Genomic DNA, 21,948 nt, shown 5'->3' on the forward strand with positions numbered 1-21,948 from the left:
GTTTCAGCCGCCGGCTCCGGCGTGCCCTGCTCCGGCGTGCCCTGTTCCAGCGTGGAGTTCCTGCAGCGACCATACCGGCCCGCTGTCGCGGAAGTCCAGAGAGTGCAGCAGCGCCTTGGCGCCGGCGACGGTGGTCGAGTACGTGACCCGCGCCTGGAGCGCCTCGCGGCGGATCGAGAATGAATCGGCGATGGCTTGCCGTCCCTCCGTCGTGTTGACGATGTAGGCGATCTCGCCGTTCTTGATTAGGTCCACGATGTGCGGCCGGCCCTCGATCACCTTGTTCACCACCTCGCACGCCAGCCCGTTGGCCTGCAGGAAGGCGGCGGTGCCGCGGGTGGCGACCAGGGTGTTGCCGCGGGCGATCAGGTCGCGGGCGACCGGCAGCACGCGCTGCTTGTCCGGGTCGCGCACCGAGACGAAGACCTTGCCGGCCGAGGGCGCGCGGATGCTGGCGGCTTCCTCCGCGCGCGCAAAGGCGGCCCCGAAGCTGCGGCCCACGCCCATCACCTCGCCGGTGGAGCGCATCTCGGGCCCGAGGATCGGGTCCACGCCCTGGAACTTGGCGAACGGGAAGATCGCTTCCTTGACCGAAAAGTAGTCGGGCACGACCTCCGCGGTGGCGCCCTGCTCGGCCAAGGTGCGCCCGGCCATGCAGCGCGCGGCGATCGCCGCCAGCGGCACGCCGGTGGCCTTGGACACGAACGGCACCGTGCGCGAGGCGCGCGGGTTGACCTCGAGCAGGTAGATGGTGGCCTCCCCGTCGCCGTCGTGCTGGACGGCGAACTGCGTGTTCATCAGCCCGACCACGTCCAGCGCGCGCGCCAGCGCCACCACCTGCTCGCGCAGCCGGTCCTGGACCGCGCGCGGCAGCGAGTATGGCGGCAGCGAGCACGACGAGTCGCCGGAGTGCACGCCGGCCTCCTCGATGTGCTCCATCACCCCGCCGATCAGCACCTGGCCAGTGCGGTCGGCGATCACGTCCACGTCCACCTCGACCGCGTTGTCGAGGAAGCGGTCCAGCAGCACCGGCGACTTGTCGGAGACCTTGACCGCGTCGCGGATGTAGCGCGACAGCTCGACATCGGAGTGCACCACCTCCATCGCGCGCCCGCCGAGCACGTAGCTCGGACGCACCACCAGCGGGTAGCCGACCTCGCGCGCCAGGGCCAGCGCCTCGTCGGCGTTGCGCGCGATCCGGTTCGGCGGCTGCAGCAGGCCGAGGTCGTCCACCAGCTTCTGGAAGCGCTCGCGGTCCTCGGCCAGGTCGATCGAGTCGGGCGAGGTGCCGATCACCGGCACGCCGTTGGCCTCCAGCGCCTGCGCCAGCTTCAGCGGGGTCTGCCCGCCGTACTGAACGATCACGCCCTCGGGCTTCTCCAGCTCGACGATCTCGAGCACGTCCTCGAGGGTCAGCGACTCGAAGTAGAGGCGGTCGGACGTGTCGTAGTCGGTGGACACGGTCTCCGGGTTGCAGTTGACCATGATGGTCTCGAACCCGTCCTCGCGCAGCGCCAGCGCCGCGTGCACGCAGCAGTAGTCGAACTCGATGCCCTGGCCGATGCGGTTGGGGCCGCCGCCGAGCACCATGATCTTGCGGCGGTCGCTCGGCTGCGCCTCGCACTCGTCCTCGTAGGTCGAGTACATGTAGGCGGTGGTGGTGGCGAACTCGGCGGCGCAGGAATCCACCCGCTTGTAGACCGGGCGCACGCCGAAGGCCTTGCGCAGCGCGCGCACCGCCGACTCGCCGGTACCGGTGAGTTGGGCCAGGCGGGCGTCGGAAAAGCCCTTGCGCTTGAGCCGGCGCAGGCGGCGCGCATCGAGCCCGTCGAGCCCGGCCTCGGCGACCTCGCGCTCGATCGCCACCAGCTCCTCGATCTGGTCGAGGAACCACGGGTCCACGAACGACAGCGCGAACACCTCCTCCACCGTCATGCCCGCGCGGAACGCGTCGGCGAGGTGGAAGATGCGCTCGGGGCCGGGTTCCTTGACCTCGCGGCGCAGGTTGACCAGGCCCTCCTCGCTGGCCAGGTCCAGGCCGGTCGGGTCGAGGCCCGCCTTGCCCGTCTCCAGCCCGCGCAGCGCCTTCTGCAGCGACTCCTGGAACGTGCGGCCGATCGCCATCACCTCGCCGACCGACTTCATCTGCGTGGTCAGGCGCGCATCCGCGGCCGGGAACTTCTCGAACGCGAAGCGCGGGATCTTGGTGACGACGTAGTCGATGCTCGGCTCGAACGAGGCCGGGGTCTTGCCGCCGGTGATCTCGTTCCTGAGCTCGTCGAGGGTGTAGCCGACGGCGAGCTTGGCCGCGACCTTGGCGATCGGGAAGCCGGTGGCCTTGGAGGCGAGCGCGGACGAGCGCGACACCCGCGGGTTCATCTCGATCACCACCACGCGCCCGGTCTCGGCGTTGACCCCGAACTGCACGTTGGAGCCGCCGGTGTCCACGCCGATCTTGCGCAGCACCGCGATCGAGGCGTCGCGCAGGCGCTGGTACTCCTTGTCGGTCAGCGTCTGCGCCGGCGCCACCGTGATCGAATCTCCGGTGTGCACGCCCATCGGGTCGAGGTTCTCGATCGAGCAGACGATGATGCAGTTGTCCGCCTTGTCGCGGACCACCTCCATCTCGAACTCCTTCCAGCCGAGCACCGACTCCTCGACCAGGATCTCGTGCACCGGCGACAGCTCGAGGCCGCGCTTGGCGATCTCCTCGAACTCTTCCTTGTTGTAGGCGATGCCGCCACCGCTGCCGCCGAGGGTGAAGCTCGGGCGGATGATGGTCGGATACCCCACCTTGGCCTGCGCGGCGACCGCCTCCTCGAAGGTACGCGCGACCTCGGCGATCGGGCACTCCAGCCCGATCTCGGCCATCGCCTGCTTGAACAGCTCGCGGTCCTCGGCCATGCGGATCGCGTCGCGCGAGGCGCCGATCAGTTCCACCCCGTGCTCCTCGAGCACGCCGTGGTCGGCGAGGTCGAGTGCGCAGTTGAGCGCGGTCTGCCCGCCCATGGTCGGCAGCAGCGCGTCGGGCTTCTCCTTGGCGATGATCTTCTCGACCGACTGCCAGTTGATCGGCTCGATGTAGACCGCGTCGGCCATCCCCGGGTCGGTCATGATCGTGGCCGGGTTCGAGTTGACCAGCACCACGCGATAGCCCTCGTCGCGCAGCGCCTTGCACGCCTGCGCGCCGGAGTAGTCGAACTCGCAGGCCTGGCCGATGACGATCGGGCCGGCGCCGATGATCAGCACGGTCTTGATGTCGGTGCGCTTGGGCATGTCAGCGCGCCTCCATGGAATCGATGAAGCGATCGAAGAGATAGGCCACGTCGTGCGGCCCGGGGCTCGCCTCCGGGTGTCCCTGGAACGAGAACGCCGGGGCGTCGGTCAGCGCGATGCCCTGGTTGGAGCCGTCGAACAGGGAGCGGTGGGTGACGCGCACGTTCGACGGCAGCGTCGCCTCGTCCACCGCGAAGCCGTGGTTCTGGCTGGTGATCAGCACGCGGCCGGTGTCCAGGTCGATGACGGGGTGGTTGGCGCCGTGGTGGCCGAACTTCATCTTCACCGTCTGCGCGCCCATGGCCAGGCCGAGCAGCTGGTGGCCCAGGCAGATGCCGTACAGCGGAACTTTCGCCGCGACCAGCTCGCGGGTGGCGGCGATGGCGTAGTCGCAGGCCGCCGGGTCGCCGGGGCCGTTGCTGAGCACCACGCCGTCCGGGCGCATGGCCAGCACCTCGGCCGCCGGGGTCCGGGCGGGCACCACGGTGATGTCGCAGCCGCGCGCGGCAAGCATGCGCAGGATGTTGAGCTTGGTGCCGAAGTCGTAGGCGACCACCTTGTACTTGCCGCCGCCGCCGGCGAACGCGTTGGCGTCCAGGTCCAGCTCGCCGGCATTCCACTGGTAGGCCTCGCGCGTGCAGGTCTCCTGCGCCAGGTCCATGCCCTTGAGCCCGGGGAACTTGCGCGCCGCCTCGATCGCGGCGTCCGCGTCGATGTCGCCCGCCATCACGGCGCCGTTCTGGGCGCCGCGGTCGCGCAGCAGGCGGGTCAGGCGGCGGGTGTCGATGCCGCTGATCGCGACCACCCCGCGCGCGCGCAGCCAGTCGGGCAGCGCCACCTCGCTGCGCCAGCTCGAGGGCCGGCGCGGCACGTCGCGCACGATCAGCCCCGCGGCCCACGCGCGCGTGGACTCGTCGTCGGCCGCGTTGCAGCCGGTGTTGCCGATGTGCGGATAGGTCAGGGTCACGAGCTGGCGCGCGTACGAGGGATCGGTGACGATCTCCTGGTAGCCGGTCATGGCGGTGTTGAACACCACCTCGCCGACCGACAGGCCGGGCGCGCCTACGGAGTCCCCCTCGAACACGGTGCCGTCTTCGAGGACGAGGATTGCGGGCTGGGTCACGGGGGGTTCGCCTACGTCGGGTTGCAGAAGACCGCCGGAGCGGGCGGAACCGTCCGGAGGCGAAGGAATCAGGCGAGCGGGAATGATACCGGCGCGTGGCCTGCCCCGCCAGTGGAAACGCGCGCGAGCGCGCCTGCGGCGCCTACAGCAGGTCCCGGACGCCGTAGAGCCCCGGATCGCGACCCGCCAGTCGCGAGGCCACGTGCAGCGCGCCGCGGGCGAACACGTCGCGGTTGCCGGCGCGGTGCACCAGTTCGAGGCGCTCGCCTTGCCCGGTGAACTGGACAAGGTGCTCGCCGACGATGTCGCCGGCGCGCAGCGAGGCGTAGCGCGGTGTCGCGCCGCCCTCCTCGGCCGCCGCGCCCAGGGTCAGCGCGGTGCCCGAGGGCGCGTCCACCTTGCCCGCGTGGTGCGCCTCGACGATGTCGCAGTCCCAGCCCTCGAGCGCATGCGCCGCGCGCGCGACCAGCCCGGCCAGCACCGCCACCCCGAGGCTGAAGTTCGATGCCCAGCACGCCGGCACCCGCTCCGCGGCCAGCCGCAGCGCATCGCGCTGGGCTTCGGAGAGCCCGGTGGTGCCGGACACGAAGGCCGCGCCGCGCGCGACCGCCAGCGCCAGGACGCGGTCGAAGGCGTCCGGGCGGCTGAAGTCCACCAATGCGTCGAACGCCGGCACGCCCGAAAGCTCGCGCGCCGAGAACTGCGGCACGCCGTCCACCACGCGTTGCGAGGGCTGCTGCGAGACCGCCCCGGCCACCGCGAAGCGCGCGGGTTGCTCCGCGCACAGGCGCAGCAGGGCCTGGCCCATGCGGCCGGTGGAGCCGTGGATCAGCACGCGGAGGGGGGCGTCCATCCGCGAAAGGCTATCACTGTGGGAGCGGCGGAAGCCGCGATGCCGAATCGCGGCTTCCGCCGCTCCCACTACGACACCATCCGGTCCCAGAAGCCCTTGACGCCGTCGAGGAAGGTGCTGGCCTTCGGCGAATGCCGGCGCGCGCCCTCGCCGACGAAGGTGGCCTCGAACAGCTCCAGCAGTTCGCGCTGCTCGGCGGTCAGGTTGACCGGCGTCTCCACCACCGCCTTGCAGTACAGGTCGCCCGGCGCACGGCTGCGCACGGACTTGACGCCCTTGTCGCGCAGCCGGAACTGCTTGCCGGTCTGGGTCTCGGCCGGGATCCGCAGTTCGACCTCGCCGTCGAGCGTCGGCACCCGGATGACGTCGCCGAGCGCCGCCTGCGAGATGCGGATCGGCACCTCGCAGTGCAGGTCGTCGCCGTCGCGCACGAAGATCGGGTGCGGGCGCACTCGCACCTCGACGTACAGGTCGCCGGGCGGGGTGCCGGCGGGCCCGGCCTCGCCCTCGCCCGCCAGCCGGATGCGGTCGCCGCTGTCCACGCCCGCGGGGACCTTCACCGACAGCACCTTCTCCTGTTCCACGCGGCCGTTGCCGTGGCAGGTCTTGCACGGGTTGGCGATAGTCTGGCCGCGGCCGCCGCAGTGCGGGCACGGCTGCTGCATGGTGAAGATGCCGCGCTGCATGCGCACCTGGCCGCGCCCGTGGCAGGTGCCGCAGGTCTCCAGCCGACCGTCCTCGGAGCCGCTGCCGTCGCAGCTGCCGCAGGCCGCCAGCGTGGGCAGCTCGATACGCTTCTCGACCCCGGCCACGGCCTCCTCGAGGTCGAGCTCCATGACGTAGCCGATGTCGGCGCCGCGGCGCGGGCCGCGTGCGCCGCCGCCGCCGCCGAAGATGTTGCCGAAGATGTCCCCGAAGATGTCGCCCATGTCGCCGAAGCCGGGACCCGGGCCGGCACCGCCGCCGCCCATGCCGTGCTCGAACGCGGCATGCCCGTGGGCGTCGTACAGCCGGCGCCGCGACGGGTCGGACAGCACCTCGTAGGCTTCCTTGCACTCCTTGAACGACTCCAGCGCCGCGGCGTCCCCCGGGTTGCGGTCCGGGTGGTACTTCATCGCGCAGCGCCGGTAGGCCTTCTTCAGTTCGTCGTCGCCGGCGTTGCGGGCAACGCCGAGTACTTCGTAGTAATCCCGCTTCGACATCGTGTCCCCTCGACGGCGAACCGGGGGCCATGCCCCCGGTCACCTGGTGCCCTTACTGCTTCCGGTCGTCGTCCTTGACCTCGGTGAATTCCGCGTCCACGACGTCGTCCCCGGCCGGGGAACCGCCGCCACCCGCGGCACCTTCGCCGCCGGCGTCCTGCTGCTGCGAGGCGGCGGCCACGGCCGCGAACAGGGCCTGGCTGGCTTCCTCGAGCTGCTTCGACTTGGCCTCGACCTGGGCCTTGTCGTCGCCCTTCATCGCGGTCTCGAGCTCGGCGATCGCGGCCTCGGCGTTGCCGATGACGTCGCCGCCGACCTTGTCGCCGTTGTCCTTGATCGCGGTGCGGGTGGCGTGGATCAGGGCGTCGGCCTGGTTGCGGGCCTGGACCAGCTCCTGGAACTTGCGGTCCTCCTCGCGGTGCGCCTCGGCGTCCTGCACCATGCGCTGGATCTCTTCCTCGGACAGGCCCGAGCCGGCCTTGATCTCGACCTTCTGCTCCTTGCCGGTCTTCTTGTCCTTGGCGCTGACGTGCAGGATGCCGTTGGCGTCGATGTCGAAGGACACCTCCACCTGCGGCATGCCGCGCGGCGCCGGCTCGATCCCGGTGAGGTCGAACTTGGCCAGCGACTTGTTGTAGCGGGCCTGCTCGCGCTCGCCCTGCAGCACGTGCACGGTCACCGCGGACTGGTTGTCCTCGGCGGTGCTGAAGGTCTGCGAAGCCTTGGTCGGGATCGTGGTGTTCTTCTCGATGATCTTGGTGAACACGCCGCCCAGGGTCTCGATGCCCAGGCTCAGCGGGGTCACGTCGAGCAGCAGCACGTCCTTGACGTCGCCGGCGAGCACGCCGCCCTGGATCGCGGCGCCGATGGCGACCGCCTCGTCCGGGTTCACGTCCTTGCGCGGCTCCTTGCCGAAGAACTCCCCGACCGCCTGCTGCACCTTGGGCATGCGGGTCTGGCCGCCGACCAGGATCACCTCGCCGATGTCGCTGGCACGCAGGCCGGCGTCGTTGAGGGCGGTGCGGCAGGGCTCGATGGTCTTCTTGACCAGGTCGTCCACCAGCGCCTCGAGCTTGGCCCGGGTCAGCTTGATGTTCAGGTGCTTCGGGCCGCTGGCGTCGGCGGTCACGTACGGCAGGTTGACCTCGGTCTGCTGCGCGCTCGACAGCTCGATCTTGGCACGCTCGGCGGCGTCCTTCAGGCGCTGCAGCGCGAGCGGATCCTTGCGCAGGTCGATGCCCTGGTCCTTCTGGAATTCCTCGACCAGGTAGTCGATCACGCGCTTGTCGAAGTCCTCGCCGCCGAGGAAGGTGTCGCCGTTGGTGGACAGCACCTCGACCTGCATCTCGCCGTCCACCGACGCGATCTCGATGATCGAGACGTCGAAGGTGCCGCCGCCCAGGTCGTAGACGGCCACCTTGCGGTCGCCACCCTTCTTGTCCATGCCATAGGCCAGCGCGGCCGCGGTCGGCTCGTTGATGATGCGCTTGACGTCGAGGCCGGCGATGCGGCCGGCGTCCTTGGTCGCCTGGCGCTGGGAGTCGTTGAAGTAGGCCGGCACCGTGATCACGGCCTCGGTCACCTTCTCGCCCAGGTAGTCCTCGGCGGTCTTCTTCATCTTCTCCAGGGTCTTGGCGGACACTTCCTGCGGCGCCATGCGCTTGCCGTCGGCGGTCGCCACCCAGGCGTCGCCGTTGTCGTGCTCGACGATCGCGTACGGCACCAGGCCGATGTCCTTCTGCACCTCGGCGTCGCTGAACTTGCGGCCGATCAGGCGCTTGACCGCGTAGAAGGTGTTCTTGGGGTTGGTCACCGCCTGGCGCTTGGCCGAGGCGCCGACCAGGACCTCGCCGTCCTTGGTCCAGGCGACCACCGACGGCGTGGTGCGGTCGCCCTCGCTGTTCTCGATGACCCGGGCCTTGCCGCCCTCCATGACCGCGACGCACGAGTTGGTCGTGCCGAGGTCGATGCCGATGATCTTGCCCATTGCTGGCTCCTTGCTGGATCTCTGTGTCTGGGGGCGCTCTTGCGCCGATGCTGTTGAATTGGGGGCGTGTCGCGGAGGTTCAACCGGGCGCGGTCACTCCGCGACCACGACCAGGGCCGGGCGCAGCAGGCGTTCGTTCAGGACGTAGCCCTTCTGGAACAGCTGCGACACCGCGCCCGAGGGGATGCCCTCGGCCGCGGCCATGCTCATGGCCTGGTGGCGCTCCGGGTCGAAGGCCTCGCCGGGCGCCGGCGCGACCTCGGTCAGGCCGTTGGCGGCGGCGATCCGGTGCAGCTCGCGCAGGGTCAGCTCGAGGCCGGCGCGCAGCGGGTCGTTGCTCGCGGCCGTGGCCAGGCCCGCTTCCATCGCGTCGAACAGCGGCAACAGGTCGGCCAGCAGGCGTTCGTTGGCGAAGCGGCGGGCCTGGTCCAGCTCGCGCGCCATGCGCTTGCGCTGGTTCTCGAGGTCGGCGCGTTCGCGCAGCATGTCCGCGCGCAGCTGCTCGTTCTCGGCGCGGAGGGCTTCCACTTCCTCGCCGCGGCCGGGGTCCTGCGCGGCGTCGCGATCAACGTCCTGCGGCTGCTCGCCGCGCTCGTCGGTCTCGGGTCTCTGGGTCATGCTCGGGTTCCGTTCGCGGCCGACTGCCGCCCCGGGGGAGCTATGGGGGCCGCCGCGGGCGGCTTCAACCCCGGTCGAGCGCCGCGCCGAGCACGTCGGCGGCGGCCTGCACCATCGGGATCACCCGGTCGTAGGCCATCCGCGACGGCCCGATCACGCCGAGCACGCCCAGCGGGCGGTCGCCTGCGGCGTACGGAGCGGTCACCAGCGACATCCCTTCCAGCGGCGCCAGCCCGGTTTCCTCGCCGATGAAGATGCGCACGCCGGGCGCGGCCATGGTCCGCTCCAGCAACTGCAGGATCTCGCGCTTGCGCGCGAACGCCTCGAACAGCTCGCGCAGCCGCTCCAGGTCGGCGAGGTCCTGGACGCCGATCAGCCGGGTCTGCCCGGCCAGCACCATGCCCTCGGCCGGGTCCGCGACCGCGCCGTCCTCGTCCTCGGCCAGCGCCTGCTCGGCCAGCTCGACGCTGCGCGACAGCAGCGTCTCCATCTCGTCGCGCGCGGCCTTGAGCTCGGCCACCAGCGCCACCCGGATCTCGGCCAGCGGGCGCCCGGCGAAATGGTGGTTCAGGTAGTTGGCCACCTGCTCCAGTTCGCCGGCGTCGTAGGCGCGCCGGGTCTGCAGCACCCGGTTCTGCACGTCGTTGTCGGCGAACACCAGGATCGCCAGCACCCTGCCCGGCTCCAGCGGCACGAAGTCGATGTGGCGGAACGCGAAGTGCCCGCGGCGCGGCACGCTGACCACGCCGACGAAGCGGCTCATCGCCGACAGCAGCTCGGAGGCGTTGCCGAGCAGCGCGCGCGTGCCCGAGCCGGCCGGCAGCTCCTGGCGCAGGCGCGCGACTTCCGCCTCGGGGAGCGGCCGCGGCTGCAGCAGCGAGTCCACGAACACCCGGTAGCCCTGCGCGGTGGGCACGCGCCCGGCCGAGGTGTGCGGGGAGCTGAGCAGGCCGGCCTCCTCGAGGTCGGCGAGGATGTTGCGGATGGTGGCCGGGCTCACGTCCAGGCCCGCGTGCCGGGCCAGGGTCTGCGACCCGACCGGAGCCCCGTCGCGGATGTGGCGCGAGATCAGCGTGCGCAGCAATTGCCGCGCGCGCGGGTCCAGCAGGTCGTCTTTGGCCATGCCCGGGATATAGCCCCAGCCCGGTAGCGGCGCAAGTCGCAGGCGCAGCGGTTGCGACGCCGATCTCTTACGCTATTGCCATGCTGACCCGCCTGGCCATCCGCGACTTCGCCGTCGTCGCCGTCACCGAACTGGAATTCGGGTCCGGTCTCACCGTGATCTCCGGCGAGACCGGCGCCGGCAAGTCGCTGCTGGTGGACGCCCTCGGCTTCCTGTCCGGGCTGCGCGCCGACAGCGGCATGGTCCGCCACGGCGCCCCGCGCGCCGAGCTGGTCGCCGAGTTCTCCCTCGACGACGCCCCCGACGCGCTGGCGTGGCTGCGCGAGGCCGAGTTCGACGACGGCGGCGAGTGCCAGCTGCGGCGCACCCTGCGCGCCGACGGCGGCTCGCGCGCGTGGATCAACGGGCGCCCGGCGACCATGGCCCAGCTCTCGGAACTGGCCGCGCTGCTGGTCGAGATCCACGGCCAGCACGAGCACCAGGCGCTGCTGTCGCGCGCCAGCCAGCTCGCGCTGCTGGATGCCTTCGGCGGCACCGAGGCGCCGCTCTCCGCGGTGCGCCAGGCGGCGCGCGAATGGAGCGCCCTGCTGCGCGAGCGCGAGCAGCTGGCCGGCCAGGGCGACGTCGGCGACCGCATCGCCTGGCTCGAGCACCAGCTCGGGGAACTGCAGCGCGAGTCGCTGGAGCCGGAGCACATCGCGGAGCTCACCAGCAGCCACCGCCGGCATGCGCACGCCGCCGAACTGATCGGGACCTGCGAGACCGCGGTGGCGCGCCTGGGCGACGAGCACGAGGCCGCGCCGCTGCGCGTGCTGCATTCGGTGCGCGCCGAACTCTCGCGCCAGGCCGCGCACGAGCCGCGCCTGGGCGAGGTCGAAGCGATGCTGGAGTCGGCCACGATCCAGGTGGACGAGGCGCTGGCCCTGCTCGACCAGGTGCGCGGCGACCTCGACCTCGACCCGGGCGCGCTGGAGGAGCTCGACCAGCGGCTCGGGCGCCTGCACGAACTCTCGCGCAAGCACCGGGTGCCGCCCGAGGGCCTGGCCGCGCAACGCGACGCGCTCGCCGCCGAGCTCGAGGCGCTGCGCGGCGCCGGCGAACGGCTGCGCAAGCTGGATGGCGAAATCGCCGCCGCGGAGGCCGCCTGGCGCAAGGCGGCCGAAACCCTGTCCGCGGCCCGCGCCAAGGCCGCGAAGGCGCTCTCGAAGGCCACCACCGCATTGCTGTCCGAACTGGGCATGGGCGGCGGTCGCTTCGAGGTGCAACTGGAGCCCGCCGGCGGCAGCCAGCCCGATCCGCAGGGCGCCGAGCGCGCCGAGTTCCTGGTCTCGGCGAATGCCGGGCAGCCGCCGCGGCCGCTGCGCAAGGTCGCCTCCGGCGGCGAGCTGTCGCGCATCTCGCTGGCGATCGAGGTGGCCGCGCTGGGCAAGGACGCGGTGCCGACCATGGTGTTCGACGAGGTCGACTCGGGCATCGGCGGCGCGGTCGCGCAGATCGTCGGCGAGAAGCTGCGCGCGCTCGGCGCCTCGCGCCAGGCGCTGTGCGTGACCCACCTGCCGCAGGTCGCCGCGCAGGGCCACGCCCACTACCGGGTCAGCAAGGCCGAGCGCGAGGGCATGACCCAGAGCGCAGTGCAGCGCCTGGACGCCGCCGCGCGCGAGGAGGAGCTGGCGCGCATGCTCGGCGGGGTCGAGGTCGGCAAGGAGGCGCGCGCCGCCGCGCGCCGGTTGCTCAGGGACGCTTCTTCTTCCTGACGTACAGGACCAGCGAGTGGTCCTCGATCTCGTAGCCGTGCTGGGCCGCGATCACGTGCTGCAGCCGCTCGATCTCGTCGTTGTGGAACTCGATGACCTTGCCCGTGTCCACGTCCACCATGTGGTCGTGGTGCTCGCCCCGGTCCAGTTCGTAGACCGCCTGGCCGCCTTCGAAGTTGTGCTTGAGCACCAGCCCCGCGGCCTCGAACTGGGTCAGCACCCGGTACACCGTGGCCAGGCCGATCTCGTCGCCCTGCTCGATCAGGTGGCGGTAGATGTCCTCGGCGGTCATGTGCCGGGGGCGGATCTCGTCCATCAGCGACAGGATCCGCATCCGCGGGTGGGTCACCTTGAGTCCGGCCTTGCGCAGTTCCTGGGATTCCATGGCGGGTGCGACTCCGTCTGGGGCTTGCGTGTATTATCGGCACGTTTCCCCACTTCCGCGAATCGCGCATGCCCAGGATCCCCCTCGCCGCCGCCCTGGCCGCCCTCGTTGCGGTCGCCACCGCCGGTTGCGGCATCGTCTACAAGCAGCCCATCTACCAAGGCACGCTGATGGACAAGGAGGCCGTCGACCAGCTCCAGGTGGGCATGAGCAAGCAGCAGGTCCAGGTGCTGCTGGGCTCGCCGTCCATCGCCGACCCGTTCCACCACGACCGCTGGGACTACACCGCCAGCGAGCGCACCGACCGTCTCGGCCACGTCGAGATCCGCAACTTCACGGTGTACTTCGAGAACGACGTCGTCACCCGCTGGGAAGGCGAGTACTTCCCCGAGCAGGACGAGGAGCTGGCGCGACGCATGGCCCGCTACGGCAACCTGTCGCCGGACGACAAGAAGAAATAGACCCCTACCCGTCTTTCGCCGCCCGCTTCCTCCGGGCCTCTTTCGGATCCATGACCAGCGGCCGCAGCAGCTCGACGCGGTCGCCGTCGTGCAACGCCACCTCCGGGCCCGCACGCTCGCCGTGCAGCGCGTAGCCGGCGATCCCGTCCAGCGGCAGCCCGCTGGCTGCCAGCGCATCGCCCAGGGTGGCGCCTTCGGGCAACTCCAGCGCCACCCGCTCGAAGCGCCGCGGCCAGGCGCGCACGACCTCGACCCGGAGCGTCCGGCGGCCCATGCCGCCAGTCACCCCGCGACCTTCACGAAGTCGTCCACCATGCGGTCGGCCAGGCCCTGGAAGCCGAGCGCCATCGCCGGGCCCAGCAGGCGGCTGCGCGGCTCGAAGTCCAGGGTGAGCGTGACCCGGCAGGCGGATTCGTCCAGGGCGTGGAAGGTCCACTGGCCGCTGAGCCGCTTGAACGGCCCGTCGCGCAGGTCCATGTCGATGCGGTGCGGGGGCGAGAGCGTGTTCTCGGTGGTGAACCAGGTGCGCAGCGCGCCGAACCCGAGGTCGAGCCGCGCCACCACCCGCTCCGGGCCGGACTCCAGCACCTGCGCCCCCTCGCACCAGTCGAAGCGGCGCGGGTAGGCCTCGATGTCGTTGACCAGCTCGAACATGCGGGCGGCGGAATGCTCGACGAGGGCGCTGCGCTGGATTCTCGGCATGGGAAGGCTGGACAATGGACGCGATGGCGAAGAAGCAATCCAAGGATAAGGCAAACGGCGGCGGCACCATCGCGCTGAACAAGCGCGCGCGCCACGACTACCACCTCGAGCACAGGCACGAGGCGGGGCTGGCGTTGCAGGGCTGGGAGCTCAAGGCCATCCGCGCCGGCCGCGCCAACATCACCGAAGCCTACGCGGTGATCCGCGACGGCGAGCTGTACCTGTTCGGCGCGCAGATCACGCCGCTGATCTCGGCCTCCAGCCACGTCGTCGCCGACGAGCGCCGCACCCGCAAGCTGCTGCTGCACCGACGCGAGATCGACACCCTGATCGGGCGCGTGCAGCGCGAGGGCTACACCCTGGTGCCGACCGCGCTCTACTGGAAGGGCAACAAGGTCAAGGCCGAGATCGCGCTGGCCAAGGGCAAGCAGACCCACGACAAGCGCGAGGCGGCCAAGGACCGCGACTGGAACCGCGAGAAGGCGCGCGTGCTGCGGCAGCACAACAAGGCCGGTTAGGTCGCTCGCTGCGCTCGCTGTCAGCGGCCGCTTCGCGCCCTGTGAGCGGCGGCTTCGCCGCCTGGTGAGGCTATTCCTGGGGTGTTTCCGGCAGGGTGAAGTGGAATGTGGCGCCCTCGCCTTCCGCGCCCTCGGCGCGGATGGTGCCGCCGTGGCGCTCGACGATGCGCTTGACCGAAGCCAGGCCGATGCCGTCGCCGGCGAACTGTTCCTGCGCATGCAGGCGCTGGAACGGGCGGAACAGCTTGTCGGCATAGGCGGCCGGGAAGCCGGCGCCGTTGTCGCGCACGAAGAACTCCTCGCCGTCGCGGCCGACCTCGATGCGTGGCTGCACTTGGTCGCGGGTGAACTTCCAGGCGTTGGCCAGCAGGTTCTCGAGCAGGTTGCGCACCAGGTGCGGGTCGCCGGTGGCGGACAGCCCCGGCTCGATCACGACGTCGACCTCGCGACCGGGCTCGTTGGAGCGCAGCTCGGCGACCACTTCGGCCGCCATCCGCGACAGGTCGAGCGCGGCCGGCTTGAGCCCGCCGCGGCCCAGCCGCGCCATCTTCAGCAGGCTCTCGATCAGCGAGCCCATGCGCGCGGCGGCGTTGCGCACCCGCACCAGGTGCTCGCGGCCGTCCTCGCCGATCGCCTCGCCGTGCCGCTCGAGCAGCAGGCGGCTGAAGCCGTCGATCGCGCGCAGCGGCGCGCGCAGGTCGTGCGACACGCTGTAGGCGAAGGATTCGAGGTCCTGGTTGGCGCTGGTCAGCTCGCGGGTACGGGCCTGCACCCGCGCCTCCAGGGTCCGGTTCAAGGCCAGCACCTGGGCTTCCGCGCGCAGCCGGTCGGTCACGTCCTCGACCTGCACCAGGCGCGCGAAGTCCTCGCCGATCTCGCCCGGTACCGGCGCGTAGGTCATCTGCACCTGGCGCAGGCCGCCGCCCTCGCTCAGCAGCGAGCGGGTGCTGCGATGGACGCCGCCGGGGCGGCGCTGGCCGTCCTCGCCCTGCAGGAACCAGTCGTCGAAGCGGGTGCCGACGAGCTGTTCGAGCGGCCGGCCCAGGATCCGCGCCATCGCCGGGTTGGCGTCGACGATGCGGTCGTGGTTGTCGAGCAGCGCCTTGCCGATCGCCGAGTATTCCATCGCCGCGCGGAAGCGCTGCTCGCTGCGCCGGTAGGACTCGGTCATGCGCGCGGCCAGCCGCTCCGCGCGCAGGTGGGTGCGGGCCAGCACCAGCGCGACCGCGAACAGCAGCAGCGAGGCCAGCACGCCGACCGCCACGGTGCTGCGCAGGTTGGTCATGCCGGCGGTGATCGCCGACTCGGGGCGCGAACGGTATTCCAGCCGCAGGGTCCTGCCGTAGGCCTCGAGGGTGCCCTCGGTGGTGAATGCCGGCGCCTCCCTGGCCAGGTCGTCGTACAGCGGGCGGGATGCGCCGCCGGTCACGTCCTCGATCCGCATCGCCGGCCGCTGCACCATGGTGCGCAAGGTGGCGTCGACCCAGCCGCGCACCCGGAACGCCGCGTACACCCAGCCCTGCAGGGACTCGCGCCGCGCCGCGGTGCTGCCGGGGCGGTCCCCGAAGCGGTAGACCGGCAACATCAGCAGCATCGCCGGCCCCGAGACCGCGACCCCACGGTCCTGCACCAGTTCGACCTGGCCGGAAAGCCGCGGCAGCCCGCTGTCCCTGGACGCTTCCATCGCCACGTTGCGGACCGGATCGGAGAACATGTCGAAGCCGATGGCGCCGACGTTGGCCGGCGAATGCGGCTCCAGGTACAGGATCGCGCCGTAGTGCTCGCGCACGCCCCGCGGCCAGACGCTGAACAGCCCTTGTCCGCTGTCGCGCAGCAGTTCCTGCAGCGCCGCCAGCTCGCCCGGCGTACCGTAGGTGGCGAAGCCGAGTCCGACCATCTCCGGGTAGCGCCGGTCCAGGCTCAGGCCGTCGACATAGTCCCGCCACTGGCGCGCGCTCGGCCGCGCCACCGAGGCGAACAGCGACACCCCGCCGCGCGCGACCAGCTCGTACTCGCCCAGGCGCTGCCCGAGCAACGCGGTCGCCTCGTCGGCGCGCGCCTCGAACTCGACCCGGGCCGCCTCCATCTCGCGCGCGTGCGCCGAGCGCCAGTACAGCCAGACCAGCAGCAGCGAGGCGGCCAGCACCAGCAGCGCCAGCGCAGGGCCGATAAGGGCACTGCGCGGGGCGTTCGCGGTGTCGTCGACCTTGGCGGGAGGCATCCGGCGCAGGATAGCCGGGCTTCCGGGCGGCATGCGTGAATCCCCGCTGCACCTGCCATTCCCCGGGTCCTTGCCGCGCCCGCCCCGCGGCCTATACTGGGGTGGTCGGCAAAGTCGACGATTCCCGGGGGTGCACTGGCTTCGACGGGGGTTGCGAAATTGCCTGGCGCATGCCGAGGGGGTAGCTTTCCTCGTTAATCCAGCTGCAAAAAACCAGACGCCAACGACGACGTCTACGCTCTCGCCGCTTAAGGCGTAAGCCCCGAACCCACTTGTGCCCTTGCTCGTGGATGTAGGGTCATCATCAAGGGAACAGGCAGTGATGGCGACCGGTCAGTCGCTGCCGAAACCAAAGCCGGTATGGATCGTGGCGTGCTTCGTGCGGTGTGTTGCCACGGTCCGAGATCGAACACCGCACTAAGCATGTAGTGCCGGGGATGGAGTGCCTTCGGACGGCGGTTCGATTCCGCCCACCTCCACCAATCACGTGCCGGCCGCCCCCGCCTCGGGAGCGCGGCCGGCCACCGCGGCGAGGCTCGCGCCGCGCTCGAGCAGGCCGCGCGCCAGGAACAGCTCGACCCGCTCCAGCGGGATCCGGTCGCCGGCATCGCTGCCGTACCACGCCTCCACCACCCGCCCGTGCTCGTCGATCAGGAAATCGGCGGGCATCAGGTTGTTGGTGTTGAGCCCGGCCAGGCCGACGATGCGCAGCCCGCGCAGCAGCGTCGGCACCCGCCGCACGATCGCCTTCAGCTTGCCGGCCAGCGAACGCTCGATGCCGTAGCGCGAGTGGCTGGCGCCGAGCGGGTCGGCCGCGATCCGGAACGGCCGCGGGTGCCGCGCCACGAAGCGCAGCACGTCCTCGCGGCTGGAGCCGAACACCGCGACCACGTCCAGGCCCAGCGCCGACAGCGCCCGGTAGTGGTGGGTCAGCTCGAAGATGCGGAAGTTGCAGAACGGACAGGCGGCGTCGCGGAAGAACGACAGCAGCGTCCGGCGGCCGCTGTCGCCGATCGCGATCGGACGGCCGTGGATGTCGACCAGCTGCAGCGGCGGCGCGCTATCGGGAACGGCCAGGCGCATGGCAGGACTCCCCCGTTATGGCTCGGGGACAGGATTGCGCGGGCCGGCGCGCTGGCGGCGCGCGGCATGTGCAAAGCGCGTGGTCCGGCCGGGCTGGCGCGTCAGCCGCCGCGCGCGACGCTGGCCACCGCGGCCACCAGTTCCTCTTCGTCGATCGGCTTGCCCAGGTGCATCTGGAAGCCGGCGGCCAGCGCACGTGCGCGGTCGTCGTTGCGCGCGAACGCGGTCAGCGCGATCGCCGGGGTCTCGCCACCGCTCTCCTTGGCCAGCGCCCGCAGCGCGCGCAACAGGCCGTAGCCGTCGGTGCCCGGCATGCCGATGTCGCTCACCAGCACGTCCGGGCGGAACGCGGGCATGCGCTCCAGCGCCTCGGCGGCGGAGCCCAGCGTGCAGGTGTGGGCGCCGGCGTCGGACAGCACCCGTCCGATCCAGTCGCGCGCGTCGGCCTCGTCGTCCACCACCATCACGCTCAGGCCCGACAACGGGCGACCGCCGCCCGGCGAGAAACCGGGGCCGGACGAAGGATGCCGGGTGGCATGCGCGACGCGCGCCCCGCGCACCACCGGCAGGACCACGGTGAAGGTCGCGCCCTGCCCTTCGCCCGCGCTGTCCACCGCAACCGAACCACCGTGCATCTCGACCAGCTGGCGCACGATCGCCAGCCCCAGCCCGAGGCCGCCGTGCTCGCGGGTGGCGGTGCTGTCGGCCTGGCGGAAGCGGTCGAACACGTGCGGCAGGAACTGCGGCGCGATGCCGAGGCCGGTGTCCGTGACGGTGATGCGCACGGTGTCGTTCACCACCTCGGCGACCAGCGCGACCCGGCCCTCGCGGGTGAACTTGATCGCGTTCGAGAGCAGGTTCCAGAGCACCTGCTGGATGCGCCCGGGATCGCCGTGCATCGGCGGCACCCCGGGGTCCACGCGCGCCTCGAGCACCAGCTCGCGCGCGGCTGCCGCGGCCTGCACCGCCTCCACCGCCGCCTCCACCACCTCGCGCAGGTCGTAGCCGCGCACGTCGAGGCGCAGCTTGCCCGACACGATCCGGCTCATGTCGAGCAGGTCGTCGATGATCCGCGTCTGCACCAGCGCGTTGCGCTCGATCACCTCGGCCGCCTGCAGCAGCTTGGCGTCCTCGTGGACCAGGCGCTTGAGGATCTGCGCCCAGCCGAGGATCGGGGTCATCGGCGTGCGCAGTTCGTGCGACAGCGTGGCCAGGAATTCGTCCTTGAGCCGGCTGGCGGCCTCGGCCTCCGCGCGCGAGGCCTTGACGTCGCGGTCCTGGCGCTCGACCCGCGCCAGCATCTCGTTGAAGGTGTCGGTGAACGCGCCGAGCTCGTCCACGCCGCTGCCGACGGTGTCCGCGCGGAGGCTGTAGTCGCGGCTCTCCGAGACCCGGCGCGCGGTGCGCGCGAGTTCCGCCACCGGCCGCGTCACCAGCCCGGCCAGGTAGCGCGACACCAGGAACGACAGCAGGATCGCCACGCCCGCGACCAGCGCGCTCAGCAGGGCGTTGCGCCACAGCAGCTCGCGCAGGTCGGTCAGGTCGTAGACCACGCGCAACCGCCCCAACACCTGGCCGCGCTCCTCCACCGGGACCACGCGCGTGACCAGCCGCGCCCCGGTGCGCAGCAGGCCGTCGCCGGGACTGGCGCGCTGGTAGCGCGCGAACGGCGTGCCGTCGAGCGCGTACAGGGTGGCCGAATCCACGCTCGGCATGGCGCGGAACGCCGAAAGCACCTCGCCCGCGGTGGTACGGTCGCCGAACACCAGCGGCGCGCCGCTGTTGAGCGCGGTGGTGGCCACCTGGGCATCGAGCGCGGCAAACGCGGCGCTGCGCAGGTTGACATGGTTGGCGGCCGCCAGCAGCGCCGCCACCAGCAGGATTGCGGTCGCGCTGGTGCCGGCCACCAGCCAGGCCAGCTTGTCGCTGAAGCTGCGCGGCGGCCAGTGCGGGATCACCCGGTTCATGGCGTGGCTCATGGCGCGCCCCACAGGCGTGCCAGTTTCAGCACCTTGGCGCTGACCTGCATTTCGGAGTCGCGGATCGCGGCCGGATTGGCCTCGATCGCCAGGTTGCGGCCCGAGCGCACCAGGCCCAGCATGCCGCCCGCGGCGGCGAAACCGGGCACGTCGCTGACGGTCAGCACCGGCGCGCCGGCCACGGCGCGCAGCACCAGGCGCGCACCCTCGACGTCGCCGCCGGCGACGAACACCACGTGGCTCTCGCGCAGGCGGCGGATGGCGACGCGACGGCTGGCCGGATCCAGGCGCGCATCGAAGCGCACCCGGCGCACCACGATCCGGCGGCCGCGGATGCTGCCGGCCGCGGTCGCGACCGCGGCGATGGCATCGGTTGCCTCGGCGTCGCCCACCACGCTCACGACGTACGGCGCGCCGGGCTCCGTGAAGCGCTGCTCCGGCCAGTCGGTGTAGCGGACGAAGTTGACCAGGAACGCGCCCTCGACCCGCAGCCGCAGTTCGCTCGCCGTGGGCGCTTGCGCCTGTGCCGGCAGGGAAGCAGCCAGCGCCAGCGCCGCGGCCAGGCCGCGCCACCAGCGCCTTCCGGTGCTGGCGCGATCAGGGCGCAAGCGAGTACACCACCTGGGCGTAAACGCTGCGCGGTACCTGCGCGCCCGAGGCTTCCGGGTGCGAGGCGTCCAGCAGGTTGCGCCCCCACAGCGAGAATTCCAGGCCCGGGCGCGGCCGCCAGGCCAGGCCCAGGTCGGCGCGCGTGTAGGCCGGCGTCCCGGTGAGCGGCACGCGGCTTGCGTGGTACAGCGCGCCGTTGAGTTCGACGTTGTCGCCAAGGTCGAGGTAACCGCGCAGTTGCGCCAGCCGCTCCGGCGTGCCGGTCTCTTCGTACGGGTACACCGGGCCGTCGATGCGCGTGCGCAGCTCGCTCCAGGAGGCCTCGACGTGCAGGCGCTCGCCGAACCGCGCCGAGGCGCTGACCGAGCCGCCCCAGGTCGCGCCGGAAGCGGCATCGGTGAAGCTGCCGACGATGCTTTCCGGCACCCCGATCAGGCGCCGGTAGTCGTTGTAGAACAACGCGGTGTCCAGCACCCAGCGCGGCCCGAGTTGCACCCGGTGGCCGGCTTCCCAGGCCAGCAGCCGTTCCGGGCGCAGGTCCTTGTCGCCGGCGAGGCCGATCGGCACGTTGCGCCCGCCGATGTCGGCATAGGCGAACACCAGCAGCCCGTCCTCCTCGAAGCGCGATGGCACGCGCACCGGCCGCGACACCGCGGCCCACAGCGTCTGGTGCTCGCTCGGCGTCCACCACAGCCGCGCACTCGGCTGCACCTGGAAGCCGACGAAACTGTGTTCGGTGAACTTGCTGCCGAGCATCAGGAACAACCGTTCCGGCACCAGTTCCGTGGTGTTCTGGACGAAGGCGTTGAGCGTGTCCCAGTGCCGCCGCGAGGGATCGAACCGCAGCACCGGGCCGTTGTCGATGCGGTCGCCGGTGAGGTCGTACTGCACGCCCCAGATCAGCTGATGGCGCTCGCCCCAGCCGAGCCAGCGCCGGTACTCGAGGTTGGTGGCGTGGCGGCTGGCGCCGTAGCGCGGGCTGTCGCGGCGCGTGTGGTCCCAGTACGCGCGCAGCATCCAGCCTTCCTCGGCATCGCGTCCGCTGTGCGCGCGGAACAGCAGGTTGGCGCCTTCCACGGTCGCGTCCCCGGCCACCTGCTCGAAGCGCATGTTCTCGCCGGGGACCGGCAGCTGCACGCGTTGGCCGGCGCGCGGATGGGCATACGCGTCGCCCTGCAGCGTGTAGCCGACCGTGCCGGTGAGCTGGCCGTCGCGGCGGAACCCGCCGCGCAGCGCCGACCAGACATCGTCCAGCGAGTCGCCGGCCGGGTCCTCGAAATCGCCGTGCGCGTCGTACTTCAACCACACCCGCCAGCCGCCGTCCGCGTCGGCGGCGCCGTGGCGGACCAGCAGCCCGTGTTCGCCGTTGCTGCCGCCGCCGGCCTGCACCAGGGTGCCGGCGGTGGCGGAGGCGCGCTTGGTGATGATGCTGATGACGCCGTTCATGGCGTTGACGCCCCACAGCGTCGCGCCCGGCCCACGCACCACCTCGATGCGGTCGAGGTCCGGTAGCGGCACGTCGACCGTGTCCCAGAAAGTGGTGGACACCAGCGGGTCGTAGACCAGGCGTCCGTCCACGAGCACCAGGTAGCGGTTCGAGGTCAGCGAGGTCCCGGTGAGGCCGCGCGCGCCGGCCACCCAGCTGCCGGAATTGATGCGGCCCACGTACATCCCCGGGACCATGCGCAGCGCCTCGACGATGCTGCGGTGCCCGCTGCGGCGCACGTCTTCGCCGGTGATCACGGTCACCGCCGCCGGCGTCGCGATCTGCGGGCGCGGGCGGCCGGACACGGTCACCACCTCGGTGCGCATCAGCTCTTCCAGGCTCATCGCCGCCAGGCGGGCCAGCGACTGTTCCGGAGGATCCGTGCCGGGCTCCGTGGCGACGGCCTGGCCCTGCGCGAACGCGAGCCCGATGCCAAGCGTCGCGGCCAGCGCCCGGCGCACCGGCCTCCTCGTGGATCCTCTCATTGCAATGCCGTCCCCTGCGTGCCCGCCGAGCGCGGACGTGTGGCGTCGCGCCAGTGTATGAAGGCCGCGTGAAGCCGACGTCG

18 protein-coding genes and 1 other RNA gene are annotated in these 21,948 nt (G+C 71.6%); 4 read left to right on the forward strand and 15 right to left on the reverse strand.

Annotation, left to right across the window (positions count from 1 at the left end):
• Positions 1-3 precede the first annotated feature (3 nt).
• The 7 genes from carB to hrcA all read right to left on the reverse strand — a co-directional run bounded on the left by carB (position 4) and on the right by hrcA (position 10,167).
• Positions 4-3,276 (reverse strand): carbamoyl-phosphate synthase large subunit, encoded by a 3,273-nt coding sequence (gene carB / locus E4F25_RS02940; protein WP_140908753.1) that lies wholly within the window; start codon positions 3,274-3,276, stop codon positions 4-6.
• A 1-nt stretch (position 3,277) separates the two neighbouring features.
• On the reverse strand, positions 3,278-4,399 hold the full coding sequence (gene carA / locus E4F25_RS02945) for a glutamine-hydrolyzing carbamoyl-phosphate synthase small subunit (protein ID WP_140908754.1): 1,122 nt from the start codon (positions 4,397-4,399) through the stop codon (positions 3,278-3,280).
• 142 nt (positions 4,400-4,541) lie between these two features.
• The gene (locus E4F25_RS02950) at positions 4,542-5,252 is read right to left on the reverse strand and encodes a 4-hydroxy-tetrahydrodipicolinate reductase (RefSeq protein ID WP_140908755.1); all 711 of its coding nucleotides are present in this window, start codon (positions 5,250-5,252) and stop codon (positions 4,542-4,544) included.
• A gap of 68 nt (positions 5,253-5,320) precedes the next feature.
• The gene (gene dnaJ / locus E4F25_RS02955) at positions 5,321-6,454 is read right to left on the reverse strand and encodes a molecular chaperone DnaJ (RefSeq protein WP_140908756.1); all 1,134 of its coding nucleotides are present in this window, start codon (positions 6,452-6,454) and stop codon (positions 5,321-5,323) included.
• 52 nt (positions 6,455-6,506) lie between these two features.
• Positions 6,507-8,441, reverse strand: a complete 1,935-nt coding sequence (dnaK, locus tag E4F25_RS02960) for a molecular chaperone DnaK (RefSeq protein ID WP_140908757.1) — start codon at positions 8,439-8,441, stop codon at positions 6,507-6,509.
• 93 nt (positions 8,442-8,534) lie between these two features.
• Positions 8,535-9,059: a nucleotide exchange factor GrpE gene (grpE, locus tag E4F25_RS02965; protein ID WP_140908758.1), complete on the reverse strand. Its 525-nt coding sequence runs from the start codon at positions 9,057-9,059 to the stop codon at positions 8,535-8,537.
• Between the two features lie 64 nt (positions 9,060-9,123).
• Positions 9,124-10,167, reverse strand: a complete 1,044-nt coding sequence (hrcA, locus tag E4F25_RS02970; RefSeq protein WP_140910292.1) for a heat-inducible transcriptional repressor HrcA — start codon at positions 10,165-10,167, stop codon at positions 9,124-9,126.
• A gap of 95 nt (positions 10,168-10,262) precedes the next feature.
• Here hrcA and recN point away from each other — a divergent pair, with 95 nt between their 5' ends.
• On the forward strand, positions 10,263-11,936 hold the full coding sequence (recN, locus tag E4F25_RS02975; protein ID WP_140908759.1) for a DNA repair protein RecN: 1,674 nt from the start codon (positions 10,263-10,265) through the stop codon (positions 11,934-11,936).
• On the opposite strand, the gene fur is transcribed toward recN, so the two are convergent.
• Positions 11,914-12,321: a ferric iron uptake transcriptional regulator gene (gene fur / locus E4F25_RS02980; RefSeq protein WP_140908760.1), complete on the reverse strand. Its 408-nt coding sequence runs from the start codon at positions 12,319-12,321 to the stop codon at positions 11,914-11,916. The genes recN and fur overlap by 23 nt on opposite strands.
• A gap of 68 nt (positions 12,322-12,389) precedes the next feature.
• On the opposite strand from fur, the gene E4F25_RS02985 reads away from it, so the two are divergent.
• Complete coding sequence (locus tag E4F25_RS02985) at positions 12,390-12,782, forward strand: outer membrane protein assembly factor BamE (protein ID WP_140908761.1); 393 nt, start codon at positions 12,390-12,392, stop codon at positions 12,780-12,782.
• A gap of 4 nt (positions 12,783-12,786) precedes the next feature.
• On the opposite strand, the gene E4F25_RS02990 is transcribed toward E4F25_RS02985, so the two are convergent.
• Both E4F25_RS02990 and E4F25_RS02995 read right to left on the reverse strand, forming a co-directional pair.
• On the reverse strand, positions 12,787-13,056 hold the full coding sequence (locus E4F25_RS02990; RefSeq protein WP_140908762.1) for an RnfH family protein: 270 nt from the start codon (positions 13,054-13,056) through the stop codon (positions 12,787-12,789).
• A gap of 8 nt (positions 13,057-13,064) precedes the next feature.
• Positions 13,065-13,484 (reverse strand): type II toxin-antitoxin system RatA family toxin, encoded by a 420-nt coding sequence (locus E4F25_RS02995; protein ID WP_140908763.1) that lies wholly within the window; start codon positions 13,482-13,484, stop codon positions 13,065-13,067.
• 23 nt (positions 13,485-13,507) lie between these two features.
• Between E4F25_RS02995 and smpB the strand changes: the two genes are divergently transcribed.
• Positions 13,508-14,002 carry an SsrA-binding protein SmpB gene (gene smpB / locus E4F25_RS03000; RefSeq protein WP_140908764.1) on the forward strand — a complete coding sequence of 165 codons (495 nt, stop codon included), beginning with the start codon at positions 13,508-13,510 and terminating at the stop codon, positions 14,000-14,002.
• Between the two features lie 70 nt (positions 14,003-14,072).
• On the opposite strand, the gene E4F25_RS03005 is transcribed toward smpB, so the two are convergent.
• Positions 14,073-16,223, reverse strand: a complete 2,151-nt coding sequence (locus E4F25_RS03005) for a CHASE domain-containing protein (RefSeq protein ID WP_181168185.1) — start codon at positions 16,221-16,223, stop codon at positions 14,073-14,075.
• Between the two features lie 126 nt (positions 16,224-16,349).
• Here E4F25_RS03005 and ssrA point away from each other — a divergent pair.
• Positions 16,350-16,705, forward strand: a transfer-messenger RNA (tmRNA) gene (gene ssrA / locus E4F25_RS03010).
• A gap of 1 nt (position 16,706) precedes the next feature.
• Here the strand turns inward: ssrA and E4F25_RS03015 are convergent.
• The 4 genes from E4F25_RS03015 to E4F25_RS03030 all read right to left on the reverse strand — a co-directional run bounded on the left by E4F25_RS03015 (position 16,707) and on the right by E4F25_RS03030 (position 21,865).
• Positions 16,707-17,306: a peroxiredoxin family protein gene (locus E4F25_RS03015; protein WP_140908766.1), complete on the reverse strand. Its 600-nt coding sequence runs from the start codon at positions 17,304-17,306 to the stop codon at positions 16,707-16,709.
• Between the two features lie 101 nt (positions 17,307-17,407).
• Entirely contained in the window at positions 17,408-19,285 is a 1,878-nt protein-coding gene (locus tag E4F25_RS03020; protein WP_140908767.1) for a hybrid sensor histidine kinase/response regulator, read from the reverse strand.
• Positions 19,282-19,893 (reverse strand): YfiR family protein, encoded by a 612-nt coding sequence (locus E4F25_RS11430; protein ID WP_181168186.1) that lies wholly within the window; start codon positions 19,891-19,893, stop codon positions 19,282-19,284. Before E4F25_RS11430 ends, E4F25_RS03020 begins: the two co-directional genes overlap by 4 nt.
• Entirely contained in the window at positions 19,883-21,865 is a 1,983-nt protein-coding gene (locus tag E4F25_RS03030) for a TonB-dependent receptor plug domain-containing protein (RefSeq protein ID WP_140908769.1), read from the reverse strand. Before E4F25_RS03030 ends, E4F25_RS11430 begins: the two co-directional genes overlap by 11 nt.
• Positions 21,866-21,948: the final 83 nt, after the last annotated feature.

The organism is Cognatiluteimonas lumbrici, from assembly GCF_006476065.1.
Lineage (GTDB): Bacteria > Pseudomonadota > Gammaproteobacteria > Xanthomonadales > Xanthomonadaceae > Cognatiluteimonas > Cognatiluteimonas lumbrici.